At 61.0% G+C, this 7,935-nt stretch carries 8 protein-coding genes and 1 rRNA gene (1 of these 9 running past the window's edge); 4 read left to right on the top strand and 5 right to left on the bottom strand.

The features are described from left to right. From GC127_RS11700 to GC127_RS11685, 4 genes are all read right to left on the bottom strand, one after another. Window positions 1-106, bottom strand: a 16S ribosomal RNA gene (locus tag GC127_RS11700) (it extends 1,362 nt beyond the left edge of the window). A gap of 919 nt (window positions 107-1,025) precedes the next feature. Next, entirely contained in the window at window positions 1,026-1,628 is a 603-nt protein-coding gene (msrQ, locus tag GC127_RS11695; protein ID WP_081506859.1) for a protein-methionine-sulfoxide reductase heme-binding subunit MsrQ, read from the bottom strand. Further along, window positions 1,628-2,542 (bottom strand): protein-methionine-sulfoxide reductase catalytic subunit MsrP, encoded by a 915-nt coding sequence (gene msrP / locus GC127_RS11690; RefSeq protein ID WP_151978209.1) that lies wholly within the window; start codon window positions 2,540-2,542, stop codon window positions 1,628-1,630. Before msrP ends, msrQ begins: the two co-directional genes overlap by 1 nt. A gap of 75 nt (window positions 2,543-2,617) precedes the next feature. Next, window positions 2,618-4,111, bottom strand: coding sequence for an FMN-binding glutamate synthase family protein (locus tag GC127_RS11685; RefSeq protein ID WP_037298155.1), 1,494 nt, complete (start codon window positions 4,109-4,111; stop codon window positions 2,618-2,620). A 382-nt stretch (window positions 4,112-4,493) separates the two neighbouring features. On the opposite strand from GC127_RS11685, the gene GC127_RS11680 reads away from it, so the two are divergent. Then, the gene (locus GC127_RS11680) at window positions 4,494-4,973 is read left to right on the top strand and encodes a fasciclin domain-containing protein (RefSeq protein ID WP_008281694.1); all 480 of its coding nucleotides are present in this window, start codon (window positions 4,494-4,496) and stop codon (window positions 4,971-4,973) included. A gap of 54 nt (window positions 4,974-5,027) precedes the next feature. Here the strand turns inward: GC127_RS11680 and GC127_RS11675 are convergent, their stop codons facing one another. Next, entirely contained in the window at window positions 5,028-5,759 is a 732-nt protein-coding gene (locus GC127_RS11675) for an SDR family NAD(P)-dependent oxidoreductase (protein ID WP_151978207.1), read from the bottom strand. 128 nt (window positions 5,760-5,887) lie between these two features. Here GC127_RS11675 and argB point away from each other — a divergent pair, with 128 nt between their 5' ends. From argB to GC127_RS11660, 3 genes are read left to right on the top strand one after another with little or no spacing between them, the layout of a single operon-like run. Beyond that, on the top strand, window positions 5,888-6,793 hold the full coding sequence (argB, locus tag GC127_RS11670) for an acetylglutamate kinase (protein WP_008281692.1): 906 nt from the start codon (window positions 5,888-5,890) through the stop codon (window positions 6,791-6,793). A gap of 9 nt (window positions 6,794-6,802) precedes the next feature. Further along, window positions 6,803-7,447 (top strand): ferredoxin, encoded by a 645-nt coding sequence (locus GC127_RS11665; RefSeq protein ID WP_151978205.1) that lies wholly within the window; start codon window positions 6,803-6,805, stop codon window positions 7,445-7,447. After that, complete coding sequence (locus GC127_RS11660; RefSeq protein WP_151978203.1) at window positions 7,444-7,932, top strand: histidine phosphatase family protein; 489 nt, start codon at window positions 7,444-7,446, stop codon at window positions 7,930-7,932. Before GC127_RS11665 ends, GC127_RS11660 begins: the two co-directional genes overlap by 4 nt. Window positions 7,933-7,935 lie beyond the last annotated feature (3 nt).

Here is a 7,935-nt window from a genome sequence, read left to right as displayed (position 1 = left end):
CACGCGTTACTCACCCGTCCGCCGCTAACCCGAAGGTTCGCTCGACTTGCATGTGTTAGGCCTGCCGCCAGCGTTCGTTCTGAGCCAGGATCAAACTCTCAAGTTGAAAAGCATCGCTGCTTATCCTTGACGTTCGAACCTCTGCACATCTTCAATGCACTACCGCTGCGCTACTTGAGTGCGAATAAATCCACACACAATCACTCAGCAGCATGGTCGACCCGGCTAAGGAAACGACCGCATTGAAAGTCATCTGTCTGATGCACATCAGTTTCCAAAGAAACCGAAGTCCATACAAGACAGTGAAGCTGACACTACATCATCGAGATTGCTCTCTAGTAGCGTTGATATACAGACGTTGATCCATCGAAATGAACCAAACCGCCCACATATCTCTTCAGTTACTAAATTTTCAAAGAGCGTCGAGACAAAATCAACCGAGAGCGCCAATCTACCTAGCGCAACCCGCCAATCCTACCTCAGAATTTCTAGCCGCTTCCCTTCCCAAGACATCCGCCCAAGTCCGTTCCGCGTCCCAGCAACCGCCTCAGCAGCGCCGGTGAAGGGGTATTTACGGNTACAGACGTTGATCCATCGAAATGAACCAAACCGCCCACATATCTCTTCAGTTACTAAATTTTCAAAGAGCGTCGAGACAAAATCAACCGAGAGCGCCAATCTACCTAGCGCAACCCGCCAATCCTACCTCAGAATTTCTAGCCGCTTCCCTTCCCAAGACATCCGCCCAAGTCCGTTCCGCGTCCCAGCAACCGCCTCAGCAGCGCCGGTGAAGGGGTATTTACGGTTAGAGGCTCAGACCCGCAACCCCTTTTTTTGGCTTTTGTCATCTTTTTTTCAAAAACCCGTATTTTTACGGAATATTAAAGGGTTAGGGGAAATTATGCCAAGATTCACCGCCCCGCGCGCAACAATATTGCCCACCCCTAATACGCCCCTCTCCTACATCTTGGGTTATCCACAGAGTTACCCCCAAGAGAGGGTAAAACCAGCGCGTCCGGCCCGACTCAAACCCGGCGACTCTGTCCAATGGGGCGCCATCTCAGCGCCAGCAGCCCCAGAATCACGGCCAGATACACCAAGGGTTCGATTTGAAAGCCTTTGCTCAGCCAAAGGAAATGCACCGCCCCCAGCACCGCCACCCCATAGGTCAGCCGATGCAGGGCCCGCCATCTCGGCCCCAACCGCCGCACCGACCAGTCATTCGACGTCAGCGCGAGCGGGATCATCAAAAGGAACGCGGCAAATCCAATTGTCACATAGGGCCGTTTGACAATATCCGCCCAGATCTGCGCCAGGATCTGCACATCAAGCACCAGCCAGACCAGAAGATGCCACGCGACATAAGAAAAGGTCAGCAATCCCACCGCGCGACGAAACCGGATCAGGTTCACTCCGACATGTCTACGCAACGGCGTGATACACAGCCCCAAGATCAAGAGCTGCAACGCGACCTCGCCCAGCTCGCGCTCCAACGCCTTGATCGGCTCCGCCCCCAGCCCGCCGGTGAGCCCCAGATAAAACGTCCATACCCCCGGCATCAGGCCGATCAGCCACACCGCCCAGACCGGCACCCGCCGGGCCAGACCGTTGATCTGGTCCCGTAGCATCAAAAGTTCTTTTTCAGATCCATCCCGGCATAGAGCCCCGCCACCTCATCGGCATAGCCGTTGAACATGAGCGTGGGCACGCGCGGCGAAAACAGTCCGCCGCCGATCTGCCGTTCCGTGGCCTGCGACCAGCGCGGGTGATCCACCTCGGGGTTCACATTACTATAGAACCCGTATTCGCGCGCATTGGCCTTGTTCCAGCTTGTCGGCGGCTCTTTGTCGGTCAGGGTAATGCGCACCACCGATTTGATCGACTTGAACCCATATTTCCATGGCACCACAAGGCGCAGCGGCGCGCCGTTCTGATTGGGAATGTCGCGGCCATAGATCCCCGTCGCCATGATCGTCAGCGGATGCAGCGCCTCGTCCAGCCGCAGCCCCTCGACATAGGGCCAATCCAGCACCGGAAAGCGGACACCCGGCATTTCATCGGGGCGCAACACCGTCTCGAAGGCGACGTATTTGGCCTCGCTCTGCACCCCAGCCAGATCCAAGAGATCCGCCAGTTCAAATCCATTCCAGGGAACCACCATCGACCAGGCCTCGACACAGCGGAACCGGTAAAGCCGCTCCTCAATGGTCATCTTGGCCATGATCTCGTCAAAGGCATAATCACCCGGGCGGTCCACCAGCCCGTCAATGGTCACGCTCCAAGGGCTGACGGTCAGCGTCCGGGCATTGCGTGCCGGATCGCCCTTGTCGGTGCCGAACTCATAATAGTTGTTATAAGTGGTGATGTCGTCCCAGCTATTGGGCGTCAAAGCCTCGGCTTCTGTCTCGGCCTGCGCGCTCCGGGCCGTCAGGCTCAGACCCACCCCTGCCGCCACCCCGGCGATCATCTGGCGGCGATTGAGAAACGCCGCCTCGGGCGTCACATCCGTGTCACTCAGCGTGTTTGTCCAGCGATGGGCCATGTCAGTTCTCCTATGGGTTCCCCAAGTATATAGAGACAGACACGGTTCCCGCCACCGAAGGGTTTCAACATCCGGTCACAATACCGCGTCCGGATTGTAACTTGGCCGGATCTTGTTGAACGCAATCGACGTGCCATCCGCCTGCACCAGCCGTACATGCCGCCGCCGCATCAGGCGCGGTTCGGCCACACCGACCGAATGGGCGATGGTCTCAACCTCTTTGATCACCGATTTGGCATAATTGGCGACCTTCAGGTATTTGTCCTCGACCACCAGACCGCGCTGCAAATGGGGATCATGGGTGGTAATGCCGGTCGGACAGGTATTGCGATTGCACTTGAGCGCCTGAATGCAGCCAAGGCTGAACATAAAGCCACGCGCCGAGGCGACAAAATCCGCGCCTGCGCAAATCGCCCAGGCCACATCGCCGGGATTGATAAGCTTGCCCGCCGCAATCATCCGGATACGATCCTTGAGACCATAGCGATCCCGCAGATCGACCATCCGCGGCAAGGCATCGCGAATGGGCATGCCCACCAGATCCATCAAAGGCATGGGCGCGGCCCCGGTGCCACCCTCTCCACCGTCAATGGCAATGAAATCCGGCGCGCAATCCGGCCCACGCGCGATGATCATTTCAAACAGCGGCTCCCAGGCCTCGGACGAGCCGATCACTGTCTTGAAACCGACAGGGCGCCCCGTGACCTGCCGGATATGGCCGATCACATCCAGCAACTCGCCATAGTCATTGATATCAGCGTGACGGTTGGGCGAAATGCTGTCCTTGCCCAGTTCGATGCCGCGAATGGCGGCAATCTCTTTGTTGACCTTTTCGCCGGGCAGGATGCCGCCCTTGCCGGGCTTGGCCCCCTGCGCCAGCTTCAACTCAAACATCTTGATGCAAGGATTGTCCGACACCTCGCGCAGCCGCGCATCGCTCAGATTGCCCAAGGCGTCGCGCACGCCATATTTGGCAGTGCCGATCTGATAGACCAGATCGCAATTGCCCACCAAATGAAACGGGCTGAGCCCGCCCTCGCCGGTGTTCAGCCAGATACCCGCCTTGGCCGCCCCCCGGCTCAGCGCCTCAACCGCCGGGCGCGAAATCGCGCCATAGCTCATGCCCGAAATGTTGAAAATTGACTTGGCCATATAAGGTATCGCCGCCGTCGGCCCGATCTGCATCGGCGCGGTGATGGCGAATTGATCGTCCAGCGGCGGAAACACCGCAGGGACAAAGATAGGTGTGCCCGGCACCCCCAAATTCCGGGTCGAGCCAAAGGCAATCGTGTTGCCCGCGCCCTTGGTCGCATGGCTCACCCAATCGCGCTGCGCACGGTTGAACGGCATCTCTTCGCGGTCCATGGCAAAGAAATACTGCCGGAAAAACTCGCCCAGTTTGGTGAACAATCCTCGGAACCGGCCAATGACTGGATAGTTGCGCCGGATCGCGTCGCCGGGCTGCGTGCGATCCAGCACGTAGAAGACCCCTATCGCCAACACGACCGCCCCAATGGCAAAAACAAACAGCAACGCCAGAAATTCTAGGAACTGCGTCAGAATACCCATCTCAAAACTCCAATACCCCGCCCGCGCCCAGCCGACGCGCCTCGCGCGCAACCTGCGCCATTCCAGCGCGTCAAACAAGCTGACAAAGGGCGGGTTTGCCCAATGTTTCATCCTGTCAGGGCCAGTATCAGGCCATTTGCCTGCCCCCCGCCATTGCCACGGGAAACCCGGCTGAAACACCCACGCCAGGCGGGATAATTGCCGCCAATTCACAAAAACGTGACTGGAAATTTCAGCACGCTCTGGCTTAGCGGACGCGCCAAAAAGGTCAAACCGCGTCGGCGGAAAACCCCTATGAACCAAAACGCGCAGCGCCCCGTAAGCCTCGCATGATCCCGACAACGGGGTCATGGAAACCGACACTTAAACGGAGACGCACACCATGTTTCGCAGAACCTATCTCGCTCTGACCGCCGCCGTGCTGATGGCCGGTCCTGCCTTTGCCGAGACCAAAGGCAAAGACATCGTCGACATCGCCGCCGGCAACGAGAGCTTCTCGACCCTTGTCGCCGCCGTTCAGGCCGCAGGCCTTGTTGATACGCTCAAAGGCGAAGGCCCCTTCACCGTCTTTGCCCCAACCAATGACGCTTTTGCCGCCCTGCCTGCAGGCACGGTCGAAGACCTGCTCAAGCCCGAGAACAAGGATCAACTGACCGCGATCCTCACCTATCACGTGGTGCCGGGCAAAGTGATGTCGGGCGATCTCTCGGACGGGATGACCGCCACCACCGTGCAAGGCACGGATGTCACCATCGGCACCACGGACGGTGTCACCGTCGCCGGGGCCAAGGTCGTGCAGGCCGATATCGAGGCCAGCAACGGCGTGATCCACGTGATCGACACCGTGATCCTGCCTGAATAATCCACCCCTCACGGATGACAAAAGCGGGGCGGCTAAATGGCCGCCCCGTACCCGTTAGACGTGCTGCGCCCCGTTGATCTCGATCTCGGTGCCGGAAATATAGGACGACCCTTCGGAACACAGGAAAAAGATCGTGTTGGCCACCTCGTCAGGCTCACCCAGCCGCCGCATCGGGATGCTTTCGACCAGCTTATCCGTTCCGGGCGACAGAATAGCGGTACGTATCTCGCCCGGCGCAATCGAATTCACGCGCACCCCAAGCGGTCCGAAATCATGCGCCATCTCGCGCGTCAGCGCCACCAGCGCCGCCTTGGATGTGGCATAGGCCGCGCCCGCAAAGGGATGCACCCGGCTTCCAGCAATCGAGGTGACATTGACCACCGCGCCGCGCGCAGCCGCCAATTCATCCCGCAAACTGCGCGCAAGCACGACCGATGCAAAGAAATTGACGTGAAACACCTGCCCCCAGGTCCGCAGATCCGTGCTGAACGTATCCAAGCGTTCACCCTCCGGCCCTTTGGGCGAAATCCCCGCATTATTGACCAAGGCATCCAGCCGTCCACCCAGCCGCTCGCGCAGCACCTCGACCTTGGCAATCACATCATTCGGGTCCGACAAATCCATCTGAATATGGTTCTCCGCACCCCCGCCCCAGGGGCATTCCGCTGGAAACGGCTGGCGCGAACAGGTGATCACCCGCCAGCCCGCCGCATTGAACCGCCGCACCGTGGCATGCCCGATTCCCCGGCTCGCCCCCGTCAACAAAAGCGTCTTGGTCTCGGACATGCTACACCTCTTTCGGTCGCGGATTTCCTTGGGCCCAACCCTAGCGCTTTGCGGCTCACCCGCAACGGCCCTTGGCACCACCCCGCGCAGATTGTAATGAGAGACGCAACCCCGCGTCGGAGACCAGCATGAAGGCCAGAGACATGAATCGCGACTGGATCGCCACCGCCCGCACCCTCTCCGAGGCCCTGCCCTATCTGCAACGCTACACCGGCGCCATCGTGGTGATCAAACTTGGTGGCCACGCCATGGGCAGCGATGAGGCGATGGACACGTTCGCCCGCGACGTGGTGCTGATGCGACAGGTCGGCGTCAATCCGGTCATCGTCCATGGCGGCGGCCCGATGATCAATCAGATGCTGGAAAAGCTGGCGATCAAATCCGACTTCGTGAATGGCAAGCGCGTGACCGATGCCGCCACCATGGACGTGGTGGAAATGGTGCTCTCCGGTCAGGTCAACAAACGCATCGTGGCCGCGATCAACGGTCAAGGCGGGCGCGCCGTCGGCCTCTCGGGCAAGGATGCAAGGCTCATCACCTGCACGCCCTCACATCCCGATCTGGGCCTTGTGGGCGACCCCTCCGAGATTGATCCCACCATCCTGCACACGCTTTTTGCCGCCGGCATGATCCCCGTTATCGCCCCCTTGGGCGCAGGCGAGGCGGGCGAGACCTATAATATCAACGGCGATACCGCCGCCGGTGCCGTGGCCGCCGCCCTCAAGGCCGACCGCCTGCTCCTGCTGACAGATATCGACGGCGTGCGTGATGCCTCAGGACAGGTCGTGACCGAACTCAGCGCCGAGCAGATCCGACAGATGACGCGCGACGGCATCATCGCGGGCGGCATGATCCCCAAGACCGAAACCGCCCTTGCCGCCATCGACGGCGGCGTGCGCGCGGTGGTCATCCTCGACGGTCGCGCGCCGAACGCGACCCTGCTCGAGCTTTTCACCGAACATGGCGCGGGGTCGCTGATCCGTGGCACAAATACACCCCGCGTGCCACGCTCAAGCTATCCGGGCCAGTCCTGAGCGCGGCGCGTGTCCCCCCTGCCCCCGGCGCTCTATGACCTCGCCGCCGCGCATCACCTAACCCTGTCCGGCGCGCTGCATCTGGCATCCGGCGACGTGCCCGGCCATCAAACCCTGGTGCTCCTCAGCCCGGCAGAGCCGGGCTTCTGGCCGCATTTCACCACTACTCCGGAATATCTCGACGGCGCGCGCGACCCGATGAACCGCTGGTCTATCCGCGTCATCACCGCCATGGCCGATGCCCTTGGGGCCACCCCGCTTTTTCCGTTTTCCGGCCCGCCGTGGCAGCCCTTCACCGATTGGGCACGCCGCAGTGGCCGTGCTTGGCCCTCGCCCGTCGGCCTCTTGGTGCATGACGCGGCGGGGCTCATGATCTCTTATCGCGGCGCATTGGCCTTTGCGGATCGCTTCGCGCTTCCGCCCACCGGCCCGCGCCCCTGCGACAGCTGCGCCGATCAACCCTGTCGCAGCGCCTGCCCGGTGGAGGCGCTGATCCCCGAGGCCTATAACGTCCCCGCTTGCAAAGCCGATCTCGACCGCCCCGGCAACGACTGCCGCGCGCGCGGCTGTGCCGTGCGGCGCGCCTGCCCGCTCAGCCAATCCTATGGCCGACGCGAAGAACAATCCGCCTTTCATATGGGATATTTCGGATGAAGACGCTTATCCTCATGCGCCACGCCAAATCCGATTGGGGCGATCCACGTCTGCCCGATAGTGCCCGCCCCCTCAACGCGCGCGGGTGCCGTGCGGCAACCGCCCTCGGCCATTGGCTCCGCACCCAAGACCTCGCCCCCGATCAGATCCTCTGCTCCTCTGCTGTGCGCACCCAGGAAACCTGCACCCGGCTCAAGCTTGATGCCGCACCGGACCTGCACGACGCGCTCTATTTGGCCGAGGCCGATGAGATGCTGACAGTCCTGCGTCGCGCCACCGGCAGCCTTGTCCTCATGCTGGGCCATAACCCCGGCATCGCAGAATTCGCGGCCCTGTTGGTCGCCACCCCCCCGGATCACGAGCGGTTCGACGATTATCCCACTGGGGCCACACTCATCGCCCGGTTCGACATCGCCGACTGGGCCGCGCTCCAGCCCGGCAGCGGCACCGTGTTGCAGTTTCTGACGCCGCGCGACCTGCCATAACCG

Source organism: Roseovarius sp. EC-HK134, assembly GCF_902498815.1.
Taxonomy (GTDB): Bacteria; Pseudomonadota; Alphaproteobacteria; order Rhodobacterales; family Rhodobacteraceae; genus Roseovarius; species Roseovarius mucosus_A.
Note: the sequence above shows the minus strand (reverse complement) of the source record. Positions and strands in the feature narration are given on the sequence as shown.

What these genes read in the sequence shown, in the direction of transcription:
- argB (WP_008281692.1), top strand. Translation starts at nt 5,888, where the DNA reads ATGAAGGCCAGAGACATGAATCGCGACTGGATCGCCACCGCCCGCACC.
- GC127_RS11680 (WP_008281694.1), top strand. Translation starts at nt 4,494, where the DNA reads ATGTTTCGCAGAACCTATCTCGCTCTGACCGCCGCCGTGCTGATGGCC.
- msrP (WP_151978209.1), bottom strand. Translation starts at nt 2,542, where the DNA reads ATGGCCCATCGCTGGACAAACACGCTGAGTGACACGGATGTGACGCCC.
- msrQ (WP_081506859.1), bottom strand. Translation starts at nt 1,628, where the DNA reads ATGCTACGGGACCAGATCAACGGTCTGGCCCGGCGGGTGCCGGTCTGG.
- GC127_RS11675 (WP_151978207.1), bottom strand. Translation starts at nt 5,759, where the DNA reads ATGTCCGAGACCAAGACGCTTTTGTTGACGGGGGCGAGCCGGGGAATC.
- GC127_RS11685 (WP_037298155.1), bottom strand. Translation starts at nt 4,111, where the DNA reads ATGGGTATTCTGACGCAGTTCCTAGAATTTCTGGCGTTGCTGTTTGTT.
- GC127_RS11660 (WP_151978203.1), top strand. Translation starts at nt 7,444, where the DNA reads ATGAAGACGCTTATCCTCATGCGCCACGCCAAATCCGATTGGGGCGAT.